We start from the raw sequence: 1,270 nt of genomic DNA, 5'->3' as shown, positions 1-1,270 counted from the left end.
CACCGGTTTGAGGCCGGTGTCAGGTGATAACTAGATCTGTACACAAAATTCTTTATTTTAGTTTTCATACACGGAGCCCACTAGCAATTCATCCCCTTGAATGAAATGGAGACAGGATCATGCTCCACCACTTTTTGTGCTTGGTGCTTATGTTTAACTCACCATTATATTCGTCATCAAAAACAACGAAGCTATCAACATCGGAGGTAAATTCTTCCCCAGGGAATCGATATGGAACATCTCGCCATCCCCATAGCATACAAAGGGAGACAATTGGCCTACATAATCTCCCTTGGCATCATACAATTCAAAAATATTGGCGATTCTGTAGTGAGCTGACAATATATGCCAATTGGGTTTACTGGATATACTGCTTTTAAGAACACTTTGTACTTACCATCTTTTGACACCACACTAACAGATGGAGTCTTGTCAAAGATGTCCCATGATACGTGTGCTAACAGCAACCAATATGCCACGAATATCAACACCAAAAACATAGCCAGCTTCTTCATAAATATATAACTCTCTGATTTGGGAGAGGGTGTAACCAAAGCACATCTGAAAATACTATAAAATCCCCTCCCGAATTATGTTTATCTTGCCAATCACGGAAGTCGCGATTAAATACAGGAACAAATCCGCTCCATTTTCGAGCTAACATCCCATATAAACCTGCACCATATGATGATAAGGAGGTAGCACTTTCAGCTTTAGTTAACACACGATTTTTACTCCATATCCCCAATGGCTCAGTTGTTATCTTATTGCCATCCACAAAATCATATGTATCTTTGAGATATACACCAACGCTAATCGTGTTAACGTGTGCAGTGGCATCCAACACTTGAGCACTGTCACTCATACCTAATGGTATGCACATATTTGGAGAGTATCCTGCCGCCTTTAATTTATTACGCAATTCATTAATACCAGCAGGCGAGCTCCAACTAAGCATTCTTTCCTGCAGTTTTTCCTTTATAAAAGGTCTTACCCACGCCATTTTGACAATAGTGTCATTGAATCTGTCATTAGGGATTGTTCTCGCATCACTACGTAGAAGTGCTCTTTTGGTTTCTTCTGTGAACTTGTACGCTGGCTTTAAACTGAGCCAATGACGCATGAGCTGAGGTGCAACCTTCCATCCCATCTTTTCCATGGCATCGGGGATCTGATCAAGATTGAATATATCAACCTTTACATCTTGCCCCTTCGTATTTGCACTGTGTAGTGGTCAACTAAATCCGGACACTTGGTTAGGCCGTTCTTC

General features: G+C 41.0%; 3 protein-coding genes. All 3 read right to left on the bottom strand.

Annotated elements, in window-relative coordinates:
* Positions 1-88 precede the first annotated feature (88 nt).
* Genes L972_RS22215 through L972_RS21625 form a run of 3 tightly spaced genes read right to left on the bottom strand, consistent with a single transcriptional unit; the run spans position 89 to position 1,189 of the window.
* Complete coding sequence (locus L972_RS22215) at positions 89-259, bottom strand: DUF6201 family protein (protein WP_368221730.1); 171 nt, start codon at positions 257-259, stop codon at positions 89-91.
* 19 nt (positions 260-278) lie between these two features.
* Positions 279-500 (bottom strand): DUF6201 family protein, encoded by a 222-nt coding sequence (locus tag L972_RS22210; protein ID WP_423750322.1) that lies wholly within the window; start codon positions 498-500, stop codon positions 279-281.
* Positions 501-511: 11 nt separating this feature from the next.
* Positions 512-1,189, bottom strand: a complete 678-nt coding sequence (locus L972_RS21625) for a DUF6402 family protein (RefSeq protein ID WP_081990694.1) — start codon at positions 1,187-1,189, stop codon at positions 512-514.
* Positions 1,190-1,270 lie beyond the last annotated feature (81 nt).

Source organism: Aeromonas sp. ZOR0001 (genome assembly GCF_000801015.1).
Taxonomy (GTDB): Bacteria; Pseudomonadota; Gammaproteobacteria; order Enterobacterales; family Aeromonadaceae; genus Aeromonas; species Aeromonas veronii.
Note: the sequence above shows the minus strand (reverse complement) of the source record. Positions and strands in the feature narration are given on the sequence as shown.

What these genes read in the sequence shown, in the direction of transcription:
- L972_RS22210 (WP_423750322.1), bottom strand. Translation starts at nt 500, where the DNA reads ATGTTTTTGGTGTTGATATTCGTGGCATATTGGTTGCTGTTAGCACAC.
- L972_RS22215 (WP_368221730.1), bottom strand. Translation starts at nt 259, where the DNA reads ATGCTATGGGGATGGCGAGATGTTCCATATCGATTCCCTGGGGAAGAA.